Source organism: Filimonas zeae (genome assembly GCF_014641615.1).
Lineage (GTDB): Bacteria > Bacteroidota > Bacteroidia > Chitinophagales > Chitinophagaceae > Filimonas > Filimonas zeae.
In genome coordinates this window covers 291,472-315,073 of sequence record NZ_BMIB01000002.1, presented here as the reverse complement: position 1 = coordinate 315,073, position 23,602 = coordinate 291,472, and the positions used below count along the sequence as shown (strand labels likewise).

The window sequence follows — 23,602 nt, the reverse complement described above, 5'->3', positions numbered from 1 at the left end:
TCATTGGTTAGTGGGTACAGATGAATGGTTTTTACCCTGTTGTAACAAAGGTAATTGTAATGAAAATATATTAACGCCGGTGGCGCTGTTGCTGATGCTTATTTGCCCGCCATGCAGTTGCGCCAGCGAGCGGGATAAGGTAAGGCCTATGCCGGTGCCTTGTTCAGAAGCTGTTTCGGGCATGCGGTAGAAAGGCTCAAACACCTTTTCGTGCAGGTGTTCGGGTATAGTAACCCCATCGCTCTGGAAGTCGATACGGAAAAAACTATCTGCTGCCTGTACTGCGTGCAGCGTAACAATAGCCTCTCTGCGGGAATACTTAATGGCGTTGCTGAACAGGTTATAAATAATTTTTTTAAAAGCATCAGTATCTATAAAAGCTTCCACTTCCCGGGGTGGGTACTGTATGCGGTAACGTAGCCCTTTTTCTTCCGCCAGTGGGTTAAAGCTGTTATAGGTTTCTTTCAGCAGTTCTGATATATTGGTTTGTGTAAGGTTAAGGCTAAAGCCATTCATCTCCGTTTCGCGAAAGTCCAGCAGCTGGTTGGTAAGGTCAATCAGCCGGTTGGTATTGCGTTCCATAATTCCCAGGTAGCCGGCAATGTCTTTATTGCTTTCCGCTTTTTTCAGAATCTTTTCCAGTGGCCCTTTTATCAGCGATAAAGGCGTTTTTACTTCATGTGCCACGTTGGTAAAGAACTCAATTTTAGCCGTGAGAAATTCTTTTTCTTTGGCAGCTTTCAATTGCTCGTATTTTCTTTTGTTGCGGGCTTCGGTGTATTGGTGATAAGCCAGTAGTATGTACACCAGCCCAAAGGCACTCAATAGTATGTATATAAAATAAGCCCATCCGGTAGCCCACCAGGGTGGGCGTATTTCAATGGCCAGGGTGGCGGGTGTACTGCTCCAGCGTCCGTTGCCCGCAGCAGCTTTTACCTCAAACAGATACTGGCCGGGGGGAAGGCCGGTAAAAAATGCTTTCCTGTTCTGGGTAAGGTATACCCAGTCTTCATCCAGCCCATTCATACGGTAGGCATAGGCCGTCATTTCCGGGGCGGAAAAACCCAGAGCTGCAAAATCGATGCTGATGGTGGACTGGTCGTGCGGCAGGCTGATGCTGCCGGTATAGCTAACCGATTGCTGTAGTGGCGAGCCGGGTGTGCCTATACTCAGTTCCTGGTTAAATACCTGTATGCCGGTTATCAGTACCGGCGGTGTAAACGGGCTTTCCGTAAACAAATCCGGCTGAAACAAGGTAAGGCCCCTTGCGCTGCCGAAGTACATTTTGCCGCTACTGTCTTTCCAGGCAGAGTTAAAGTTAAACTGATCGCTCAGCAGGCCGTTGTTGGTAGTGTATACGGTGAATTTGCCGGTGGTGGCCGATAGCATTGCCAGGCCTTTGGAGGTGGAAATCCATAGGTTTTTACGGCTGTCTTCCAGTATGCTTAATATATAATCCGTAGGCAGGCCGTCTGCAATGGTATAGGTGTAAAAGCTGCTGTCTTTGGGGTTCCAGCGGGCAAGGCCCCCTTCGGTGCCAAACCACAGTTGCTGGCGGCTGTCTTCATAAATACTGTTTACACGGTTATCCGGCAGGCAGATTTTGGTGCCAGGCTTGTAAATAAGGTTGCCTGTAGCACCTGTAAAAGGATTATAAAAGCGTACGCCATTGCCGTAGGTGGCTGCCCATACGGTACCGTCTTTAGTTTCTTTTATAAACGAGTACCAGTTGTTTACCGGCATATCCGGCAGCGGTATAAAAGTGCGGCTGGCAGGTTCAAAACGGTAAGCGCCAATAGTGGTGCCCAGTAAAATCTGGCCTATATGCGTTTTTGTAATGCAGTGTATAAAATTGCTTTGTAATTCGCCGGGGCGGTTGCCTTTAGAAAAATGCTGTATAATTTTTCCTGAAGCAATATCCATAATATCCAGCCCATGTTCAAAAGTACCAATCCATAAACGGTTGCCATCTGCCAGCAGGCCGTGAATATTGGTGTAAGCTATGCTGCCTTGCTGCCCTGTGGGCAGATACGTTTTCAGCTGGCCTGTTTTTACATCCAGCCGGTTCAGTCCCGCGTCTTCGGTGCCTATCCATATATTTCCATACGCGTCGCCCGTTATTTCCCGCACTACATTACCGCTGAGTGAGTTTTTGCCGGGCATGGGAAACAGCTTCTGAAAATCGGCATGTGGTACGGGGTAGTAATTGGCTCCGCCAAAATAACTGCCTGCCCATATACCGCCTTCCTTGTCTTTACAAAAAGCGTATACGGCATTGTCTGAGAGGGAGTAGGGATTGTTGTACGCCTTTTGTAAATTAATATAATGGCGGGTAAGCAGGTTGTAAATAAATATGCCCGATTCAGATGCTATCCATACCAGGCTGTCTGATACGCGTAAAAAATTTCTTACAAATACATCGGTATTGTTTTCATGCGTAAGAATATCGGTATAGGTATACGCTGGCAGGTGCAGCATTTTAGCGCCCTGGTTAGAGGTGCCTACCAGCACCCGGTTGTTATCTACGGCATACACCCTTTCAATCCAGCGGGAACTTACAGCAGGGGAGTGCGAGAACATTTCTGTGGTGCGGAAGGTGTTGGCGCCTGGGTTATAATGTTTAACCAGGCCTTCGGGTGTGCCCAGGCAAAGCGTATTATCGGGCAGTATACATAGCGAGGTAAAATAGCCAAACTGTGCGGGTGTATATAGCACCAGTTGTTTGGCGGGCAGCTCATACCGGTACAGGGTCTGGTTCATAATAAACCATACATTGCCTGTAGCATCGGTTTTTATGTCTGATACAATACCGGTTAACTGCTCCAACAGGTTTTCAAAGCTTTCCGATACGGCATCGTACCGGTAAATGCCTTTATCGGTACCTACCCATAGGGTACCGTTACTGCCTTCCTGTAAACAATGTATAAAGTTGCTGCCAATGCTTTTGGGGTTGCCGGCGTGGTGGCGGAATATTTTAAACCGGTAACCGTCAAACCGGTTCAGTCCGTCTTTGGTACCCAACCATATAAAGTGACTGCTATCCTGCAACAGGCTTATTACGGCATTGTTGCTGAGGCCGTTTTCCACCTGGTAATGGCGGAAGTTATATTGTTGCGATACGCCTGTTTTTATCAGAAAAAGGGTGATAAGCAGGCAGATAATAATCGTTTTTCTCAATGGGCCTCACTGTTATAATAGGATAAATGCAATCGTTTTACGAAGATAATGGTTTCCGGTTCCGGTAACAGGTAAATACCCGTTTGAGCAGATTTGATGAAACTATGATACGGAATGAGGTATGTGTTTGAACGAAAGCATGGAGTTTTATGTTGTTATTGCGATTGCGGGAAAAGTGCGTTTGCCGGGGTGTTTGCCCCCCACTTAGTTTGTCATCAAGTTTAGTTTAAACAACTGCCATATGAAGGAATCCATTGTACAGCGAAGGAATCTGTTTACAGGCTGGCTTTATGCCTTTCTGTTATTAATGCCTGTTTTGTTACAGGCGCAGGACGCCGGTAAGGTTACCGGTACAGTTACCAACGATAAAGGTAGCCCCGTTTCTGCCGCTACGGTTGCCGTAAAAGGTACCACGCAGGCGGTAGTAACAGACGATCAGGGCCGTTTCAGTATCAGCGCCACCAAAGGCCAGGTGCTGGTTATTACACACGTAAGTTTTGCAGAAAAAGAAGTGACTGTGGAAGACATGCGGCAGTTATCGGTATTGCTGGTGTCTAAGGCTGATGCGCTGGAAGATGTAGTAGTAGTGGGTTACGGCTCGCAACGTAAAAAAGACCTTACGGGTGCGGTTGCCGTGGTAAACCCTAAAGAATTAAAAAAGGTATCTGCCAGCGATGTGGGGCAGTTACTGCAGGGGCGCACTTCCGGTATTACGGTTACCAACGATGGCCAGCCAGGTGCCATGCCCGTCATTCAAATCAGGGGTACTACCACGTTTGGCAACCAGACACCGCTTTATGTGGTGGATGGTGTAATGCTGCTGAACCCGCCGCGGGACTTCAGCCCTAATGATATAGAAAGTATGCAGGTACTGAAAGATGGTACTGCTGCTGCTATTTACGGTGCCAATGGTGCCAACGGCGTTATTATTATTACCACCCGCCAGGGTAAAAAGAATATGCCGATGAAAGTAGAATACAGCGGCTATTATGGTGTGGATAATGTAGCGCAGAAAATACCGGTAGCCAACCGCGTAGGCTACCAGATGCTCAACAACGAATCGCAGATAAACGGCGGGCAAACGGTAGCACCGGCTAACGACCCGCAGAACCCGAAGTATATAAACGATGTGGATGTGGACTGGCAGAAGGAAGGTTTGAAAACCGGCCACCGTACCAACCACAACCTTAACCTGAGCGGTGGCGGCGCTAATGCTACCTATAACGCTTCGCTGGATTATTTCAGGCAGCAGGGCACTATTGTGGGTAATGGCCCGGATTATACCCGCTACACAGCCCGCTTTAACCTTACAGAAGAAAAAGGCATTTTCCGCTTTGGGCAATCGCTTTCTTACACCCACTCTAAGGAAAACTCGCTGACGTATCGTACCGATGTGCTTACCGGTGGCAGGCCCCCGCTCATCAACGATCTGGTTATTAATATTCCTACCATGAAGGTGTACGATCCCACTATGCCCCAGGGCTATGGCGGCACACAGTCCGATCTGCAAAGAGCGATATCACTGAACGTAGTGGCGGTGAACAACCTGTTTACCAACTTTACCGAGGTTGACCGTGCGTTTGGTATTATATGGGGCGAGGCACAGCTGCTGAAGCTACGTGGCCACAGCCTTAAATACCGGCTTAACCTCAGTTACGATAAAACAATTGCGCGCGACTTCCTGTATCAACCCGTATTTGATCTGGGTTTCTTCTTCAAGCAGGGAATCAGCCGGCTGGATGATAACTCCCGTACTTATACCAATGCGCTGGTAGAGAATTTCCTTACCTATGATATGAATGCAGGTAAGCATACACTGAATGTAGTAACAGGTACCAGCTATACTAAAAACACTACGCTGAACCGTTACTCACATGCTGAAAACGTAGATCCTGATTTTACCGTGCTGGATAACGGGGATAATAAAACCACTGCCGGTAACCAGTTCGATTATAGCTTTTATGGTGTGTTTGGCAGGTTGAACTATAGCTATGCAGATAAATACCTGCTTACTGCCAACTTCCGCAGAGATGGTTCTTCCCGTTTTTCTAAGGTGAATAAGTATGGTTACTTCCCTGGTGTTTCTGCCGGATGGCGTGTAAGTAAAGAAGCGTTTATCAAATTGCCTTCTTTCATCAGCGATCTTAAAATAAGAGGTGGATGGGGCCAGTTAGGTAATGCCAACATCGGTAACTACCTGTATCAGGCTTATCTCAACCCCAATATTGTATATAACTTCAATGGCACGCGTGTAATTGGCGGCCTGCAAACGCAGGTAGTAGATCCTAACATTCAGTGGGAAACCAAAACCACTACTAATATTGGTTTTGATGCGGTATTACTGGATGGTAAGTTTGATGTTACTGCTGAGTATTACAACAACAAGAGCACCAACCTGCTGGTTGATATTCCTATTCCCACCTCAGTAGGTTCTACCAATACCAGTGTGCTTACCAATGCGGCCTCCTTACGTAACTATGGTGTGGAAATAACCGCAGCCTACCACCACCGCAAAGGGGCGTTTACGTATGATATCAGTGCCAACTTTACCACTTTAAGCAACCGCGTACTGGAGCTGGGTGGTAACCGCAGCCAGCGTATTGTAGGTGGTTTTCTTACCAGAGTGGGCGAAACCATGGGGCAGCATTATGGCTGGGTAACTGATGGAATATTCCAGAATCAGGATGAAATTAACAAACACGCTTTTCAGAATGCAGGTACGGCCCCCGGCGATTTCCGCTTTAAAGATATCAGCGGGCCACAGGGAGTGCCGGATAATGTAATTGATGCGTACGACCGTACCACACTGGGCAACTCTCTGCCTAAGTACAACTTTGGTATCAATTTTACAGCCGGTTACAAAGGTTTTGATTTTACCCTGTTTGCTTCCGGTGCCGGTGGTAATGTAATCAACAGCTCGCTGTACCGCGCATTAATGCATACTACGGATTATATCAACTATCATGAAGATGCGCTGAACCGCTGGACGCCACAGAACCCGGGCAACGAGTATTCCCGCCTGGCAGCCAACGATCCTAACCAGAATGGCCGCGACAGCGACCGTAAAGGCTGGTTGCAGAAAGGTGATTACCTGCGCATTAATACGCTGGCGCTGGGTTATACGCTGCCTAAAAAACTGTTTGGTGCAGCTGTACAAAGCCTGCGGGTATACGTTACTGCGCAGAACGTGTACACCTTTCAGGGGTATAAAAGCTTTAATCCTGATTTTGCCAGAACCCGTGTATGGGAGCCCGGTTTTGATGCCGGTTCTTACCCCACACCGCGTACCATTATGTTTGGCGTACAGGCTGCTTTCTGATTTTTTGATTACCACGGTTTAAAAAATGCATAATGAAAAAATTATTATACTATATATCGTTATCGTTGCTGGCCACAGGTTGTGACAAAAAGCTCGATCTCGTAAACCCCAACGTACCTACTATTGAGGTGTACTGGCGCAATGCCAACGATGCGCTGGCAGGTACCAACGCTATTTATAACAGTTTAATACAGGATGGTACCTACATGCGTATGTACCCGGCACTAAATGATGGCCGGGGCGATGATTTTTATGGCGATAGCCCCTGGGGTGATCTGGTGCAGATAGGCAGCTTTATAATACCTACTACATCCGGCCCGGTTGCATGGGTATGGGGTGCCCATTATCAGATGGTGTGGCGTGCCAATCAGGTGCTGGCCAATGTACCCGGTATTACTATGGATGAAGAACTGAAAAAGCGTTTGCTGGGGCAGGCTTATTTTTTACGCGGGCTGGCCTACTTTAACCTGGCCTGTATGTATAAGATAGTGCCGGTGGTTACTACGCCGCCACCTTCTTCGGCTGATTTTTATCCGGCCACTGCTACAGAAGAAGTGTTGTGGAAACAGATTACAGACGATTTTAAAGCGGCTAAAGACAGGCTGCCCAATACTTACCAGGGCATCAGCGGGCCGGATGCAGGCCATATTGGCCGGGCTACCAAAGGCGCTGCCGCCGGTATGCTGGGTAAAGCCTATCTGTACCGTAAAAACTGGCAGGAAGCGGCTAACGAATTTCAACCCATTATTGCCGGTACATACGGCACTTATTCGCTGATGGCCGATTACCGCGATAACTTTAAAGAGATTAATGAGAACAATGCAGAGTCGTTGTTTGAAGTACAGTTTGGCCAGCCGGATCAGGTGGGTGGTACGGTAATGAACTATGGTGGCGAGCCCAATGCCAACTGGAAACAGGTAAGCAGCACCGGCCGTACCTATGCGCAGGATGGTTATGGTTATTCCGACTTTTTGCCCAGCCGCTGGATTTATAACGAGTATAAACTGGAAAAAACCATAGATGGCAAAAGCGATCCGCGCCTGCTGGCTACTATTGCTTCTTACGAGCCGGCAGATAATTCCACTACGGTATATGGTAATGCCTGGCCACATGCACAAACAGCTATCTATCCCCGTAAGTATACCCACGATGGTTTAAACTGGCCGGGTAATGATGATCAGGAAAACTCCGGCATCAACTACCGCGTGCTGCGTTTTGCAGATATATTGCTGATGCATGCCGAAGCACTGAACGAGCTGGACCGTACAGCAGAAGCCTATCCTTTTATTCAGCGTGTACGTACCCGCGCCAAACTGCCTGATCTGGCCACTGCTAAGCCGGGTTTAAGCAAGCCGCAGATGAGAGATCAGCTGGCGCATGAAAGAGCCCTGGAGTTTGCCATAGAATCTATCCGTATCAACGATATTATCCGCTGGGGATGGTTGTATGATGCTGCTAAACTGGCAGAGCTGAAAACGCACGACAACGACTTTAATACCTGGAGGGCAGGCAAGGAGTACTTACCTATACCACAGGCTGAACTGGATGTGAATGTGAATCTGAAACCCAATCCTGCCAACTAAGCCGTATTTGTGCGTGCATTAAAAAACAAATTATGATTGCTGAAATAAAGAAGTATAGCCTGATCGCAGGCCTGGCATTAACATCATTGGGCTGCCGTAAAAATGCGTTTGACGATTTGAATATGACAGACCCGCCTGTGGTAAAAGTGCCTTTCAATATCAATAATATCAACGATACTTATGAGAGTGTAGCCCCGCTGGAAATGAGCCACCAGTGGGGGCCTTACAACGTACACGACCCATCGGTTATTAAAGCGGGCGACTGGTATTACTCCTACAGTACCGATGTGGCTTTTGGCGCAGCGGCACCCGCAGGTATACAGGTACGTAAATCCAGAGATCTGGTGGAGTGGGAGTTTGTGGGCTGGGTGTTTAAAGGCCTGCCAGCCATGGGCTCGCAGTTTATTACTGCTAATGGCGGCACACCCAATGCAGGGTTGTGGGCGCCTTATATTTTGAGGGTGGGTAATGAGTACCGGCTGTATTATTCCCTTGCCTCCAATGCCTTCCGCGTAAGTGCTATTGGCCTGGCTACTGCTACCTCACCCGAAGGGCCGTGGACAGAAAAGGGGCTGGCGGTTACTTCTACAGATGGTTATCCCGGCACCAATGCCATTGACCCTACCGTGGTGGTTACTCCGGCAGGTGAGCATTGGATGGTGTATGGCTCTGCCTGGGATGGTTTGTTTGAAGTAAAGCTGAACCCTGCCACAGGGCTTGCTGCCACTACCGGCGATAAAGGTAAACGTGTAGTGCGCCGTGGCAGAACCAATGGCATGTATAACGGTAACCTGGAAGGGCCGGAGATTATTTATAACCCCGATACGAAGAAGTATTATCTGTTTGTTGCGTACGATTGGTTAAGCACCAAGTACAATGTACGCGTATTCCGCAGCGATAAACCGGATGGTCCGTTTCTGGACTGGAATGGGGTAGATGCAGATAATCAGGCTGATAATGGCCCAATGATACTGGCACCCTATAAGTTTTCCGATCATGGTGGCTGGGCAGGTGTATCGCATTGTTCGATATTTTCTGATGGCAGCGGTAACTTTTTTATGGCACACCAGGGCAGGCCTGCGGTTAACCGTGCGTTTATGGTAATGCATGTGCGCAAAATATTCTGGACACCAGATGGCTGGCCACTGGTATCGCCGGAGCGTTACGCCAACGTACCTGATAATGCCGTAACAGCGGCAGAAATTGCAGGCGATTACGATCAGGTGGTACTGGGCTATACGGTAGTGCCAGGTTACGAACTGGAACAGCAGGACCCTCAGTATTCCGTGGCGTTTAACAGCACGCTGAATGCGGATGGTAAAATTAACGGCGCGGCCAACAATACATGGGTGTACAATGCTCCCTGGCTGGAGTTGCGCTGGAACAACGGGCAGTTTATTGACAAGTTACATGTATCGCGCGAGCGTGATTGGGAAAGTAAAAAAACTTCCACTATTGTACTTACAGGTTTTAATGGAGGTGGTACGGTTATATGGGCTAAGAAGAAATAATAAAATAGAAGAGATATGCGAATTTGCTATGCTGTTATAGCTTGTGTAGGTGTTGCTGTTCATGGTCAGGCACAAACTTCTAACGCTTCTCAAAGCGCTGCTGTGCTGAACGCAGCCGGGGCCGGTAAGGCCCCGGCTGTAGACACCAGTTTTGTAGCAAAAGGCAACCCGGTAATACAGCATAAGTATACGGCCGATCCGGCTGCGCTGGTGCACGATGGCCGTGTATATGTATATGCAGGGCACGATGTGGCCCCGCCGGGTAAAGAGTTTTACGAAATGCACGAGTGGCTTTGCTTTAGCACTACCGATTTTGTAAACTGGCAGGAACACCCCAGCCCCTTGAACGTAAAGCAGTTTACCTGGGCAAAGGATGATGCATGGGCATCGCAGGTAATAGAGCGCAACGGAAAGTTTTACTGGTATGTAGCGGTAGAGCATGCTACGGTAAGGGGTAAAGCCATTGGGGTGGCGGTAAGTGATAGCCCCACCGGTCCTTTTGTTGATGCGCGTGGTTCTGCACTGGTAACGAATGATATGACAAAAGCTGCCACCATCAGCTGGGATGATATTGATCCTACGGTTATTATAGACGATGATGGACAGGCTTATCTGTTCTGGGGCAATACCAAATGTTATTATGCAAAGCTGAAAGAGAATATGACGGAGTTGGATGGCGATATTCAGGTAGTAGATTTGCCTGCATTTACCGAGGCTCCGTGGATACATAAAAAGAATGGCTGGTACTACCTGTCTTATGCTTCGGGTTTTCCGGAGAAGATTGTATATGCTATGAGTAAGAACATTCACGGCCCCTGGCAATACAAGGGTATCCTGAATGAAATAGCAGGCAATAGCAATACCAATCACCAGGCTATTATCGATTACAAGGGTAAATCGTATTTCATTTATCACAACGGAGCTATCAACACGCAGGGCGGCAGTTTCCGCCGCAGCGTTTGTGTAGATGCGCTTCGTTATAACCGGGATGGAACCCTGCAGCGCGTGGTAATGACCTCTGAGGGTGTTACGGCGGTAAAGAAATAATACAATCACATGATTAAACGAACAGGAATGAATGGTAAACATGTATTGCTTGCGGCTTGTATAGCGGCTGCCGGTTATGTGCAGGCGCAGCAACAGCCGCCTGTGGTGGTTAAAGCAAATCAGCTGGTATCGGAAGTGCAGCCTACCATGTGGGGTGTGTTTTTTGAAGATATTAATATGGGTGCTGATGGTGGTATTTATGCAGAGCTGATTAAAAACCGCTCGTTTGAATTTTTAAAACCGCTGATGGGCTGGCAGGTGCAGCAGGATTTTTTTGATGAGGGTGCTTTACAGGTATTGAACCGGTTAGAAAAAAATACGCCCAACCCCCGTTTTCTGCGTGTGACTAAAAAGGCCGCCGGTGGTAATCTGGCTGTTACCAATGAAGGATTCCGTGGCATGGGCATTAAAAAAGGCCTGCGTTACGATTTTTCTTTGCAGTATCGCCAGCCTGCTGCCGGCCTCAGCCTTTCGCTGGAATTGCTCAATAACGAAGATAAAACCATTGGTACTGCTACTGTGCAAACCCCTGCTACGGGCGAGGGCTGGCAAAAAGCAGCCGTAAGTTTTACAGCATCGGACAGTGCTTCCAAGGGCCGCCTTCGTATTACATTTACGGGCAGCGGTAGTATGGATCTGGATATGATCTCCCTGTTTCCTGCTGATACCTGGAAGGGCCGCCCCGGCGGCATGCGTGCGGATATGGTACAAAAGCTGGCTGATATGAAACCCGGTTTTATCCGCTTTCCCGGTGGTTGTATTGTAGAAGGGTTCGACCTCAGCCAGCGCTACCAGTGGAAAAAAACCATTGGTGCGTTAGATGAGCGCCAGTTGATTATCAACCGCTGGAATTTTGAGTTTGCACACCGCGCGGCACCAGATTATTTTCAAACCTTTGGCCTGGGCTTTTTTGAATACTTTCAGCTGGCTGAGGATATTGGTGCTGCACCTTTGCCTATACTCAACTGTGGTATGGCCTGCCAGTTCAATACCTCAGAGCTGGTACCGCTGGATCAGCTGGACCCTTATATTCAGGATGCGCTGGACCTGATTGAGTTTGCCAATGGCGATGTAAATACCACATGGGGTAAAAAGCGTGCAGCCATGGGACATCCCGCACCTTTTAACCTTACTATGATGGGCGTGGGTAATGAAAACTACGGCCCGCAATATGTAGAAAGGCTGCAGTTGTTTATGAAGGCTATTAAAGCAAAATATCCTGATTTTAAAATCGTAACCAGCAGCGGAACCGATCCGGATGGTAAACGATTCGACTATCTGAATACCGAACTGCGCGAAATGAAGGCGGATATTATAGATGAGCACTATTACCGCAATCCCTCCTGGTTTCTGGCCAATGCCGGCCGGTACGATAGCTACCCCCGCAACGGTGCTAAAATATTCGGCGGTGAATATGCAGGCCATAGCGATAAGGTAGTAGATGGCAAAAGACAGAACAACTGGCAGGCTGCAGTGGCAGAAGCTGCTTTTATGACGGGGCTGGAGCGCAATGCGGCGGTAGTACATATGGCTTCTTATGCACCGCTGTTTGCCCATGCCGATGGCTGGCAGTGGACACCCGATCTTATTTGGGTAAACAACCTGCAATCGTACGGTACGCCCAGTTATTATGTACAGCAACTGTACAGTCTTAACAAGGGTACCCATGTGGTGCCGGCATTGTGGAATGGAGAAGCAGTGAAGGGGCAGGATAGTTTATATATATCTGCTGTAGTAGATCAGAAAAGCAAAGAGATTATTGTAAAAATTGTAAATGCTTCTTCCCGCACACAAACGCGTGATGTAGTGGTGGAAGGCGCTGCTAAACTGAATAAGACCGTTTCGCTTACCACCCTGGGCAGTGAAACCTTATGGAGCATCAACTCTTTTGAGCAGCCGGAAGCAGTGAGCCCTAAAACCACTAATATTACCCTTACCGGTAAGAATAAACTGAATTATACAGCGGCACCTTATTCTTTTGCAGTGCTGAAGCTGAAAATGTAGTGTTTTTAACCAGTAAAGCAGGCGCCGCGGTCAGTTGACTGCGGCGTCCTTATTTTATGCCGGGTTAGTTTTAATTTTGGGGTATGGAAAAACCTGATATCCCACGGCTGCAACTGGAGTCCTTTGCACATTTTAACTATAAGGTTCCGCTGCTGCAGGTGCAGCATTATCCTGTTAATGCTGCTTATTTTACCATCGAAAACCGCGATAACTATCCGGTTATAGATTATATATCACCCAACCGCCGGCAGTTCTATAAAATTTTTCATATGACTTCCGGTACGGGTGTGCTTACCATCGGGCTGCATCAGTATGAAATGGGGCCGGGTGAAATTGCTTTTCTGCATCCGGATGAAATCATGTCCTGGCAAACCACTTCTCAGGAAACCGGCGGGCATTTCTGCCTGATACACCCGGCGTATTTTGGGCACGATGCAGCGCATGTGGCACAGCTGTTCCGGCAGTATCCATATTTTCAGCCATCGCAGGCCGTAGTGCAGTTAACGCCGGAACAATCCACTACTGTTAACGGTTATTTTGAGCAGATGCTGAAAGAGGAGCGTGGGCCGAATGACGATAAAAAGCAGGCAATTCTGTTGCATTTACAAATGCTGCTGCTGGAGGCTAAAAGGGCCGGAAAACAGCTGGCACAGGTGCAGGTAACGGAGCAGTTCGGGCATATCTACGGTTTTTTATCTCTGCTGGAATCTGCCTTTCAGGTAAAAACACCCGATGACACTATTAAAATAAAAACAGCTGCCGAATTTGCTGGTCAGCTGAACGTTCATCCCAATTACCTGAACGCCCTGGTGAAAAACCACACCGGTAAAACCCTGCGGGAGCATATACTGGACCGGCTGCTGTACGAAGCCAAATCGCTGCTGGTGCAAACGGATTGGGATATTAATACCATCAGCTACGGACTGGGCTTTTCCGGCCATGCAGCTTTTACTTCGTTTTTCAGCAAAAAAGCCCAGGTAACACCCACCGCTTTCCGTAAAAACGTAGCGGCACCCGCCCATCTTTGAAATTCGAACATATCCCTGTTATTGGCGTAATAACCCGCCGGGCATCCCTCAGTTACTTTGTACCATCAATTACAAAACAAATAATTTATGGAAACGAAGAAAGTATGGCTGGTTACCGGCGCCTCTAAAGGATTAGGACTTACACTGGTAAAAGCATTATTACAACAAGGATACAGCGTAGCTGCCACTACCCGCGATGTAAAAAGTCTGCAGGAGGAAACGGGTGCCGGCAACGCGGCATTGCTGCCTCTGCAGGTAGAGCTTACCGATAACAAAGCCGTAGCCCAGGCGGTAGATGCTATTATAAATACTTTTGGCACTATAGACGTTGTGGTAAACAACGCCGGTTACGGACAGCTGGGTACACTGGAAGAACTGAGTGATGCGGAAGCCCGCGGTAATTTTGATGTAAACGTATTTGGCGTAATCAATGTTATCCGTAATGTGATGCCTCATTTCCGCGCAAGAAAAGCCGGTGCGTTTTTTAATATATCCTCCATTGCCGGCTTTCAGGGGGCATTTCCAGGTTGGGGTATTTACAACGCCACCAAGTTTGCAGTAGCCGGTTTAACCGAAGCGCTTTCTGCCGAAGTAAAATCTATGGGCATCAGCGCTACCATTGTATATCCCGGTTATTTCAAAACCAATTTTCTGCTAAAAGGCTCGCTGCGCCTGGCACAACACCCTATAGCCGATTATAAAGAAGCCAGAGAACTGGAGGTAATACACGAGCAACAGGTGGTAGGCAACCAGCCCGGCGATCCTGAAAAGGCTGCTAAAGCGCTGATTCAGGTTGCTGAAAGCGGAAATATGCCCTTGCATTTATTCCTGGGTTCAGATTCCTATAACATGGCAAAAGGTAAAATAGAAGCGTTGCAGCAGGAACTGGCTGCGTATGAGAGTGTGAGCGTGAGTACTGATTTCAAATAGTAATACTCCCGCAATAGTAAAAATGCCTTTCATCTGATAATAACCAGTAAAGCATGGTGTTTAAGTTGAACGGTGAAATTAATAAGGCTAATGATATATATTATAAATAACGGCTGGGGATGTGTTTTGTTTTGGACGGAGATACAGTTATAGGTGCTGCTGAATAAATGGAAGAGTTAAAGCCGGGGAACCCCGGCTTTTTTGTTTGTATACATCGTTACCACATCCGTCTCCAGGCTGTTTGACAATTTGGGTTATTTACCTTTATTTTCGAGATCATAACTGCTGTGTTGTTAAACATGATGCAGAGGTTTATTGCCAGGGCTGTAGAGTTATTTTTAGATTCTATGAAATTACATTACCGGTAAGGGCCATAACTCCGTGTAAACGCAATAGCCTTCTGCAGGTAATAGCTGTCGGTAATTAAACGGCCCAGTGCATCTGCTTTGTGCAGAATTTCTATTTTATCTTCTAAGGATGCTTCATGTATAAGAAGCTGTTCGGCAAGTTCGCGGTTAATAAGTGCTTTTACTGAATCTATGTAAACGTTTCTTCCGGCAATAAACCTGCCGGAGGTATATAGGGGTGCGTTTTGGGCATACAGCCAGCCATCATAGGCGCTATAGCCTGCTATTCTTTTGTAAGTGTGTCCAAAGCCGGTGCCGCCATGCATGAGCCTGTTTTTAATGCTGTTGATGGCTCGATAAATTTCTGCCAGCCTTTTAGCGCGCGCTTTGGACTGTGGAGTCATTTTTTTACTCAAAAACCAGGCGTAAATAACATGATACTCATCCTGACCTCCTTCGCTTCCGAATGAAATTTGTTGTATGTGGCCCGAACTATCTTTAAAGCTTTTGGCAATGCCACTTTGTTCATAGGAGCTATCCGGGGGAAGGGGCGGATACCGATAAAGAGTAGGAAAGTAGTCTATCATATTGTTAAAGGTCTTTCCTTCGTAAGTGCTATAATCGTCGGCATCTATTGGTAGCTGAACTGTTTCTGTATGTACATGCAGATCTGGCCTGGGCGTGGCTACGGCTAAAACCAGAGGCGGGGCAGCAGGTGCTGCCGTGTCAGCTTTAGTTGGAGTGTCTGGCTGGGAAGTATACACGCAGCCTGTTGTAAGCAGAACTGCCAATAAGGTAAAGCGGTGCATAGTGTTTAATAATATGGGTAAGTTAAGGTATTCCGGCCCATTTCCACCCGTTTTCGGTTCATCCCCCCGTTTTTCCGGTTCATCGTTTTTCACATTTTCTGCCGGTTGGGGCGGGTGACATTTGTGTCCGGTAAGGTGAAAAAAGCCTTCCGATGATCGTTGTATGAGGAATCGTCAAATACTGTTTTTATTATCATCCGTACTTGTATGGGCGCTTTTAAACGGCTGCCGTTCCGGCGAAGCCAATACCGGGGCGGCGGCTGCGCCAACGCCTGAACTGCCGGTGCTGGCGCTGGATACTACCAGTGCGGTAACCGTGCGTGATTACGCCGCTATGCTGGAAGGAAAAGAGAATGTAGAAGTAAGAGCGCAGGTAAATGGCTACCTGGATAAGATTTTTGTAGAGGAAGGCAGTTTTGTACAGGCGGGGCAAAACCTGTTTAAAATTAACGACCGCCCTTATCAGGAGCAACTGAATAAGGATATAGCGGCCTTACATGCCATGGAAGCGGCACTGGCCAACGCCAGCCTGGAAGTGGATAAAATGAAACCACTGGCCGAAAACAAAGTGGTATCTGATATACAGCTGAAAACAGCGCTAACATCGCTGGAAACAGCTAAGGCCAACGTAGAGCAGGCTAAAGCAACCGTAGCGGCCTCGCGTGTGAATGTAGATTTTACGCTGATTAAAGCACCGGTTAGCGGGTATATAGGAAGAATACCGCGCCGTGTAGGCAATCTGGTGAGCAGTACCGATGCTGCTGCGCTTACCACGTTAAGCGATATCAGTAAGGTATACGCTTATTTTTCTATGAGCGAGAACGATTTTATCCGCTTTAGCAAAGGTGCTTCAGGCAGCAACCTGCAACAGCAGTTAACGCACATGCGTCCCGTATCGCTGGTGTTGTCTAACGGCGAATTGTATCCGCATAAGGGGCGTATTGAAATGGTTGACGGGCAGTTTAATAAAACTACCGCTGCTATCAGTCTGCGCGCCACCTTTCCTAACCCAGCCGCTTTTTTACGCTCCGGCAATACCGGTAAGGTTCGTATTGAACAACTGAGTACGGGTGTATTGCTGGTACCGCAGGCAGCTACCATGGAAATGCAGGATAAGCTGATGGTGTACCAACTGGCAGACAGTAATAAAGTAAAACGCCAGACCATTGTTACCGGTGGCTCCAGCGAGGGCAATTTTATTGTAACGGACGGATTAAAGGCGGGCGACAAAATTGTAACCGCAGGTATTGAAACCATTATGGAAGGCGCTGTTATTAAGCCGGCAGCCAACAAACAATAAGCTTACAACATTATGCTCAATAAAATAATACAAAGGCCTGTGCTTGCCACAGTGCTGTCTGTAATACTGGTAATACTGGGTATAGTAGGTGTTACCCGGTTACCGGTTACCCAGTTTCCGGATATTGCTCCCCCCAGTGTGGTGGTTACCGCCACTTTTCCCGGCGGTAACGCTGCCACAGTACTCCGTTCGGTGGTAACCCCGCTGGAAGAGGCTATTAACGGGGTGGAGAACATGACTTATATACAATCTACCGCCAGTAACGATGGTACGGCTACCGTATCGGTGTTTTTTAAACTGGGTACCAATCCGGATCAGGCGGCGGTAAACGTACAAAACCGTGTGGCGCAGGTAACCAGTCAGTTACCGGCTGAGGTGGTGCAGGCAGGGGTGGCTACCACCAAACAGCAGAACGGTATGATTATGATCCTTGATATGTATAGTGAGGATAAAAGCCGTTATAACGAAACCTTTATTCAGAACTACGCCAAAATAAACATTATACCCGAACTGAAGCGTATACCCGGTGTGGGCCAGGCGCAGATATTCGGTGCCAAGGATTATTCCATGCGTGTATGGTTGAATCCCGCGCAACTGGCAGCACACAACGTAACAGCCACCGAGGTTACGCAGGCCATTCAGGATCAGAGCCTGGAAGCCGCGCCCGGTAAGTTTGGGGAAGGTGGTAATGAACCACTATCGTATGTAATTAACTATACCGGTAAGTTTAACCAGCCGGAGCAGTACGAGAACATTGTAATACGTGCGGCGGCAGATGGTTCTGTATTATACCTGAAAGATGTTGCCCGTATTGAACTGGGGGCAGCCAACTATACCACCGATAACAAAGTAAATGGCGAAGATGCAGTTACCATGGCTGTATTCCAGACAAATGGCTCCAACGCCAACGCTATTCAGGTGCAGATACAGGAAGTGATGAAAAAGGCAGCAGCCAGCTTTCCCAAAGGCATGGGTTACCATGTAACCATGAGTACCAAAGAGCAGCTGGATATTTCTATAGATCAGGTAAAACATACGCTGATAGAGGCCTTTATTCTGGTGTTTGTAATTGTGTTTCTGTTTCTGCAGGATTTCCGTTCCACGCTTATTCCGGCCATTGCAGTACCGGTATCGCTGGTAGGCACATTCTTCTTCCTGCAAATGCTGGGCTTTTCTATTAACATGCTTACGTTGTTTGCCCTGGTGCTGGCTATTGGTATTGTGGTGGATGATGCTATTGTGGTGGTAGAAGCGGTGCATAGTAAAATGGAACGGACGCATTTGCCGGCGCGGCAGGCAACCATGAGTGCCATGAGCGAGATATCGGGCGCTATTGTTTCTATTACCCTGGTAATGACGGAAGTGTTTTTACCCGTAGGGTTTATGGAAGGGCCTACCGGTGTGTTTTACCGGCAGTTTGCCTTTACACTGGCGGTAGCCATTCTTATATCGGCATTTAATGCCCTTACGCTCAGCCCTGCTTTGTGTGCGCTGTTTTTAAAAAACAACCACGCGGCAGGTACACATAACGCCGGCTTTAAGCAACGCTTTTTTAACGCTTTCAATAATGGCTTTAACGCCATGACGCGTAAGTATACCGGTGGTATTAAAACCATGATCCGTTTTAAATGGATAAGCCTGGCGGCACTGGCGCTGGTTACCCTGGCTACATTATGGATGATGAACCGTACGCCTAAAGGCTTTATTCCCGAGGAAGATCAGAGCTTTGTAGCCTTTTCGCTGGCATTACCGCCGGGTGCCGGTCTGGACCGTACCACACAGGTATTGAAACAGGCTGATACGTTGTTGCGTACCATACCCGCGGTAGAATCATCCACTACTATTTCGGGCTTTAACCTGTTAAGCAACAGTTCCAGCCCGGCTTATGCTATGGGTTTTGTAAAGCTGAAGCCTATTAAAGAGAGAGGAGATGTGCAGGATATTCAGGCCATTGTAGGGGTAATGAATCAGTTGCTGGGCGGTATTAAAGAAGGCACCTTCAGTGTGTTTACCTTTCCTACGGTACCCGGCTTTGGTAATTTCAGCGGTTTGGAATTGCAGTTGCAGGACCGTACCGGAGGCGCTGTTGAAAAATTCAGCGAAACGGCTAACCGTTTTATAGGCCAGATGATGGAGTTGCCGGAAGTAGCTATGGCGTTTACCATGTTCCGGGCCGATTTTCCGCAGTACCAGCTGGAAGTGGATGCGGTAAAAGCCAAACAGCTGGGCGTAAGCGTAAGCGATCTCATGAGTAATCTGCAAACCAGCTACGGCAGCAGCCAGGCGAGCGATTTTAACCGCTTTGGTAAATACTACCGGGTAATGGTGCAGGCAAGCGCAGAAACGCGTAACAACCCTGCCAGCCTGGAAGGCATGTTTGTAAAAAACAATCAGGGCAATATGGTGCCCGTAAACAGCCTGGTAACGCTTAAACGCGTATACGGGCCAGAAACCATGAACCGTTTTAACCTGTTCAACGCCATTGCTGTTAACGCAATGCCGCGCCCCGGTTACAGTACGGGCGATGCTATTAAAGCGGTAGAGCAGCTGGCAGCCACCAAACTGCCTGCGGGTTACAGCTTTGAGTGGACGGGCCTTACCAGGGAAGAAAAAGAATCGGGCAGTCAGATGGTGTTCATATTTGCGCTGGCCCTGGTGTTTGTATACTTTCTGCTGGCAGCGCAGTACGAAAGTTATATACTGCCACTGGCCGTACTGCTTTCTATACCCACCGGTCTGCTGGGTGTGTTTATAGCCATTAGCCTGGCAGGTATTGATAACAATATTTATGTACAGGTGGGCCTGGTAATGCTGATTGGTTTGCTGGCTAAAAACGCCATATTAATTGTGGAGTTTGCGGTGCAGCGCCGTAAAGCAGGCAAAACACTGGTATCCGCAGCTATGGAAGCAGCTAAGCTGAGGCTGCGGCCCATTATCATGACCTCGCTGGCTTTTGTGGCTGGTTTGTTACCGCTTACTACGGTAAAAGGGCCGAGTGCACAGGGCAACCACTCCATCAGTATCAGTACTGCCGGTGGTATGTTAACCGGGGTAATACTGGGTGTATTTATTATACCGGTGTTGTTTATTGTATTCCAGTACCTGCAGGAAAAAGTATCTGGAAAAAAGCAGGAGAAACCTTCGGGCGATATAGATGTGAAAACAGCACATGCGTAAGTAAGATTCAAAAAAAAGAAAATGAATAAACTGATATATGCAGCGGGCTGTGTGGTAATTGCGGCGGGCCTGAATGCCTGCCGCGTGGGGAAGGAGTTTTCCAGACCCGCTACCGACATGCCTGCACAGTACCGGGGCAACACTGCCGCCGGTACCGATTCTGCGGGAATAGCCGCTTTGCCGGTACATTCCTTTATTAAAGATGCGGTGCTGCTACAACTGATAGATAGCGCCCTGGCTAAAAATTTTGATGTGCAGATAGCGCTGAAGAATATAGAAACGGCCGGGCAAACCCTGCACAATGCAAAGCTGGGCAATCTGCCGGAGCTGAACCTGCAGGTAACGGCCACGCGTAACTGGCCTTCTAAAAACAGTTTAAACGGCTCGCTGAGCGAGCAGTTTATAGGCACCCGGTATATGGATGATTACAGTGCCGGTTTAAACCTTACCTGGGAGGCAATTGCCTGGGGCAAAATAAGCCACCTGAAAGAAGCGGCACTGGCCGATTACCTGCAAACTGCCGAAGCGGCCAAAGCAGTAAGAACCAGAGTGGTAAGCCAGGTAGCGCAGGGGTATTATAACCTGCTTATGCTGGATACCCAGAAAGAAATAGCACTGCGTAATGTGGCTTTAACCGATAGTACGCTGCGCATTATGCGGCTGCAATACAGCTCGGGCCGGATTACCAACCTGGCTATTGAACAAACAGAGGCACAGCTGCGCGTGGCGCAGGCACTGGTGCCACAGATAGAGCAGCAGTTAACCCTGCAGGAAAATGCGCTGCAAACCATGGCCGGTGCTATGCCGGGTACCGTGGCCCGTATACACCTGCAGCAGGTAACGGTTGATACGGTTGCAGCGGCAGGCGTGCCTGCTGCACTGCTTACTCACCGGCCCGATATACATGCGGCAGAACTGGCGGTAAAAGCAGCCAATGCACGGGTGGGCGTGGCAGAAGCTTCCATGTATCCTGCCCTGAATATTACGGCAGGCGTAGGGGTAAACTCCTTCAAAGCAAACAACTGGTTTAACATACCGGGCAGCCTTTTTGAAACAATAGGGGGCAGTCTCACCCAACCTGTATTTCAGCGCAGGAAATTGCGTACAGACTGGGAAAAGGCAAAGATTGACTGGCAGAAGAGTGCTATCGAATTTCAGCGGTCGGTAGTAACCGGGGTGCAGGAGGTGAGTGATGCGCTGGTGAAAATAGAGAAGCTGCAGCAGCAGTCTGTTTTTACCAGCCAACGGGTAGAGAAGCTGAAAAGTGCTACCCAAAATGCCACCCTGTTGTTTCAGAATGGTATGGCTGATTATCTGGAAGTAATTACGGCACAAAGCAACGCGTTACAGAGCGAGCTGGATCTGGCCTCGCTGAAAAGAGATCAGTTGAGCGCCACGGTAGAACTGTATCGTGCGTTGGGCGGTGGCTGGAAATAGCTAACGTAGTTAATTGCTATCTTTAACAATGCTTGCCATAAATAATGCACATAGAAAATGACAGAGTTTCGCCCCGGAAAAGACAAAACGTTTAACCGCAATTACCGCATTGTAATTGTACCGCTGGTGTATGTGGTGTATACTGTTGTTTTCTATGTTATTAACCCCTTTAGCAGGTACTGGACTTTTCTGGCCAACGCACCTGCAGAGCGGTTGGTGCTGGAGCTTTTTATAGGGCTTATTATCAGCTGGCTTATTACAGAAAGCAGTCTTACCTCTACCCGCTGGCTGGATAAGGTAATGCCCTGGGAAACCTGGCCCCTGCGCCGTTTTTTTACTCAGTTTGCAGCAGTGCTGCTGGCGGTATTTATATTTTTGAAAGCATTTGATTTTGTAATTATACGGTTTATAGATAAGCCGGCTGAGTTTACAGAAGAAGATCAGATGGAAGAGTGGCAGTTTGTGTCGGTATCTATGCTGGTGGCTATTCTCCTTAACTCAGTACATACTGGTAGCTATTTTCTGCGCCGCTGGAAAAACTCTATGGTAGAGGCTGCGCAGCTGCAACTGCATGCCGCCGCGCTGAAAGAAACGGCTATGCAGGCACAGCTGCAATCATTGAAACTACAGCTGGATCCGCATTTTCTGTTCAACAACTTCAGTACACTATCGGTATTAATTGAAGAAGATGCCCGTTTGGCTACGTCCTTTCTGGAAAAGTTGTCGCGCGTATACCGGTATATGATCTCCAACCTCAATAACGATGTTATAAGCCTGCAGCAGGAGTTGAATTTTATTCAGTCTTACATTTTCCTGATAGAGATACGCCATGGCGAAAACGTAATCATTCAAACCAGCGTATCACCCCACAGCATGGAAAAAGGTATTCCGCCTATTACGCTGCAGTTACTTATCGAAAACGCTATTAAACACAATATTGCCTCTGCACAGCAGCCTTTATATGTCCGTATTTATGACGATGCAGAGGGCAATCTGGTAGTAAGCAATTCTATTCAGCTGATACCGCATGCACTGCCGTCTACCAGGCTGGGGCTGGCGAATATTAAAGAGCGGTATGCACTGCTTTTTGAAAAGGAAGTAATTGTGGAAGAGGTAGATCAGCAGTTTGTAGTTAAACTGCCATTAGTTAATCTGTAACCCAACCAACATGCGTGTAGTAATTATAGAAGACGAAAGGCCCAATATATTACGCCTGAAAAAGCTGCTGGCAGAAATAGATGCCACTATTGAGGTGGTGGCTACGCTGGATACGGTTACCGGCAGTGTGGCATGGTTTCAGGAAAATGAAGCGCCGGATGTGGCGCTGATGGATATACGTATTGCAGATGGTTTAAGCTTTGATATTTTTCCCAAAGTACATGTGCCCTGCCCGGTTATATTTACCACTGCGTATGATGAGTATGCGGTAAGGGCTTTTAAAGTAAACAGCCTGGATTACCTGCTAAAGCCGGTTGAGAAAGATGATCTGCAACAGGCACTGGCAAAAGTGAATGTGGCTAAAGAGCCGCAGGATGCCAATGTATTGGTACAGCAACTGCTGGAACTGGTGAATAAAAAGCAGCCTGCGTACCGCACCCGGTTTATGATACCCTTCAGGGATGGGTATAAAACGGTGAATGTATCGGAGGTTGATTTTATTCACTATTCGCATACCATTACTTATCTGGTATTAAAAGATGGTAACCAGCTGCCCATCAGCCTTACCATGGAAGAACTGGAAGAGCAATTAAACCCCGAAGAGTTTTTCCGCGTAAACCGCCAGCATATTATTCATGCCGGCAGTATAGATAGTATTCAAAACTATTCCGGCAGCAAGCTGCGGATAGTGCTGAAGCGCGATCCGCAGCGTGAAATAATGGTTAGCCGTGAAAAAGTGCCGGTATTTAAGGAGTGGCTGGACAAGTAAGGCTGC

Annotated in this window: 14 protein-coding genes; 12 read left to right on the top strand and 2 right to left on the bottom strand. The window is 47.9% G+C overall.

The window, feature by feature from the left end; genetic code table 11:
* Entirely contained in the window at window positions 1–3,177 is a 3,177-nt protein-coding gene (locus IEY13_RS08085; RefSeq protein ID WP_188951480.1) for a ligand-binding sensor domain-containing protein, read from the bottom strand.
* A gap of 241 nt (window positions 3,178–3,418) precedes the next feature.
* Here IEY13_RS08085 and IEY13_RS08080 point away from each other — a divergent pair, with 241 nt between their 5' ends.
* The 7 genes from IEY13_RS08080 (at window position 3,419) to IEY13_RS08050 (ending at window position 14,599) form a co-directional block, all read left to right on the top strand.
* On the top strand, window positions 3,419–6,496 hold the full coding sequence (locus IEY13_RS08080) for a SusC/RagA family TonB-linked outer membrane protein (RefSeq protein ID WP_188951479.1): 3,078 nt from the start codon (window positions 3,419–3,421) through the stop codon (window positions 6,494–6,496).
* Between the two features lie 32 nt (window positions 6,497–6,528).
* A complete protein-coding gene (locus tag IEY13_RS08075) occupies window positions 6,529–8,079 on the top strand; it encodes a RagB/SusD family nutrient uptake outer membrane protein (protein ID WP_188951478.1) in 1,551 nt (516 codons plus the stop codon).
* 32 nt (window positions 8,080–8,111) lie between these two features.
* Window positions 8,112–9,590 carry an arabinan endo-1,5-alpha-L-arabinosidase gene (locus tag IEY13_RS08070; protein ID WP_188951477.1) on the top strand — a complete coding sequence of 493 codons (1,479 nt, stop codon included), beginning with the start codon at window positions 8,112–8,114 and terminating at the stop codon, window positions 9,588–9,590.
* Between the two features lie 15 nt (window positions 9,591–9,605).
* Window positions 9,606–10,637, top strand: coding sequence for a glycoside hydrolase family 43 protein (locus IEY13_RS08065; protein WP_188951476.1), 1,032 nt, complete (start codon window positions 9,606–9,608; stop codon window positions 10,635–10,637).
* Window positions 10,638–10,646: 9 nt separating this feature from the next.
* Complete coding sequence (locus IEY13_RS08060; RefSeq protein ID WP_229687787.1) at window positions 10,647–12,641, top strand: alpha-L-arabinofuranosidase family protein; 1,995 nt, start codon at window positions 10,647–10,649, stop codon at window positions 12,639–12,641.
* Between the two features lie 83 nt (window positions 12,642–12,724).
* The gene (locus IEY13_RS08055; protein ID WP_188951475.1) at window positions 12,725–13,669 is read left to right on the top strand and encodes a helix-turn-helix domain-containing protein; all 945 of its coding nucleotides are present in this window, start codon (window positions 12,725–12,727) and stop codon (window positions 13,667–13,669) included.
* A gap of 87 nt (window positions 13,670–13,756) precedes the next feature.
* Complete coding sequence (locus IEY13_RS08050) at window positions 13,757–14,599, top strand: SDR family NAD(P)-dependent oxidoreductase (protein ID WP_188951474.1); 843 nt, start codon at window positions 13,757–13,759, stop codon at window positions 14,597–14,599.
* A gap of 358 nt (window positions 14,600–14,957) precedes the next feature.
* Here IEY13_RS08050 and IEY13_RS08045 read toward each other — a convergent pair whose 3' ends face one another.
* A complete protein-coding gene (locus tag IEY13_RS08045; protein WP_188951473.1) occupies window positions 14,958–15,848 on the bottom strand; it encodes a hypothetical protein in 891 nt (296 codons plus the stop codon).
* Between the two features lie 70 nt (window positions 15,849–15,918).
* Here IEY13_RS08045 and IEY13_RS08040 point away from each other — a divergent pair, with 70 nt between their 5' ends.
* Genes IEY13_RS08040 through IEY13_RS08020 form a run of 5 tightly spaced genes read left to right on the top strand, consistent with a single transcriptional unit; the run spans window position 15,919 to window position 23,596 of the window.
* Window positions 15,919–17,055, top strand: coding sequence for an efflux RND transporter periplasmic adaptor subunit (locus IEY13_RS08040; RefSeq protein WP_188951472.1), 1,137 nt, complete (start codon window positions 15,919–15,921; stop codon window positions 17,053–17,055).
* Between the two features lie 12 nt (window positions 17,056–17,067).
* Window positions 17,068–20,232, top strand: coding sequence for an efflux RND transporter permease subunit (locus IEY13_RS08035; RefSeq protein ID WP_188951471.1), 3,165 nt, complete (start codon window positions 17,068–17,070; stop codon window positions 20,230–20,232).
* Between the two features lie 21 nt (window positions 20,233–20,253).
* Entirely contained in the window at window positions 20,254–21,669 is a 1,416-nt protein-coding gene (locus IEY13_RS08030; protein WP_188951470.1) for an efflux transporter outer membrane subunit, read from the top strand.
* A gap of 57 nt (window positions 21,670–21,726) precedes the next feature.
* Window positions 21,727–22,827, top strand: a complete 1,101-nt coding sequence (locus IEY13_RS08025; protein WP_188951469.1) for a sensor histidine kinase — start codon at window positions 21,727–21,729, stop codon at window positions 22,825–22,827.
* A gap of 10 nt (window positions 22,828–22,837) precedes the next feature.
* Window positions 22,838–23,596: a LytR/AlgR family response regulator transcription factor gene (locus IEY13_RS08020; protein WP_188951468.1), complete on the top strand. Its 759-nt coding sequence runs from the start codon at window positions 22,838–22,840 to the stop codon at window positions 23,594–23,596.
* Window positions 23,597–23,602 lie beyond the last annotated feature (6 nt).

Excerpts from the sequence above, each read along its gene's own strand:
- IEY13_RS08070 (WP_188951477.1), top strand. The coding sequence starts at position 8,112 with ATGATTGCTGAAATAAAGAAGTATAGCCTGATCGCAGGCCTGGCATTA.
- IEY13_RS08030 (WP_188951470.1), top strand. The coding sequence starts at position 20,254 with ATGAATAAACTGATATATGCAGCGGGCTGTGTGGTAATTGCGGCGGGC.
- IEY13_RS08075 (WP_188951478.1), top strand. The coding sequence starts at position 6,529 with ATGAAAAAATTATTATACTATATATCGTTATCGTTGCTGGCCACAGGT.
- IEY13_RS08040 (WP_188951472.1), top strand. The coding sequence starts at position 15,919 with ATGAGGAATCGTCAAATACTGTTTTTATTATCATCCGTACTTGTATGG.
- IEY13_RS08060 (WP_229687787.1), top strand. The coding sequence starts at position 10,647 with ATGATTAAACGAACAGGAATGAATGGTAAACATGTATTGCTTGCGGCT.
- IEY13_RS08080 (WP_188951479.1), top strand. The coding sequence starts at position 3,419 with ATGAAGGAATCCATTGTACAGCGAAGGAATCTGTTTACAGGCTGGCTT.
- IEY13_RS08035 (WP_188951471.1), top strand. The coding sequence starts at position 17,068 with ATGCTCAATAAAATAATACAAAGGCCTGTGCTTGCCACAGTGCTGTCT.
- IEY13_RS08050 (WP_188951474.1), top strand. The coding sequence starts at position 13,757 with ATGGAAACGAAGAAAGTATGGCTGGTTACCGGCGCCTCTAAAGGATTA.
- IEY13_RS08055 (WP_188951475.1), top strand. The coding sequence starts at position 12,725 with ATGGAAAAACCTGATATCCCACGGCTGCAACTGGAGTCCTTTGCACAT.
- IEY13_RS08020 (WP_188951468.1), top strand. The coding sequence starts at position 22,838 with ATGCGTGTAGTAATTATAGAAGACGAAAGGCCCAATATATTACGCCTG.
- IEY13_RS08025 (WP_188951469.1), top strand. The coding sequence starts at position 21,727 with ATGACAGAGTTTCGCCCCGGAAAAGACAAAACGTTTAACCGCAATTAC.
- IEY13_RS08065 (WP_188951476.1), top strand. The coding sequence starts at position 9,606 with ATGCGAATTTGCTATGCTGTTATAGCTTGTGTAGGTGTTGCTGTTCAT.